This window comes from Belnapia sp. AC561 (assembly GCF_979252845.1).
In genome coordinates this window covers 1-230 of the sequence record NZ_CEEDBP010000551.1, presented here as the reverse complement: position 1 = coordinate 230, position 230 = coordinate 1, and the positions used below count along the sequence as shown (strand labels likewise).

Sequence of the window (230 nt, the reverse complement as noted above, 5' to 3'; positions counted from 1 at the left end):
TCCTGAAGCTGACCGAGGGCATGCTGAAGCGCGTCGGCGAGACGGTGCTCGCCTGCCATCCCGGCCTGCTGCATGAGCACATGATCGTCGACAACTGCGCCCACCAGAGGGTCATCCGGCCCGAGCAGTTCGACGTCGTCGTCATGACCAACATCAACGGCGACATCCTGTCGGACCACGCCGCCGGGCTGGTCGGCGGCCTCGGCGTCGCGCCCTCGGCCAATCTCGGC

The 230-nt window shown here is 67.8% G+C and carries 1 protein-coding gene; it reads left to right on the top strand.

Going from position 1 to position 230, the window contains the following annotated elements; translation table 11 throughout:
• The coding region (locus AC0IW9_RS32215) for an isocitrate/isopropylmalate family dehydrogenase (RefSeq protein WP_471652337.1) at window positions 1-230 on the top strand (230 nt) is incomplete at both ends.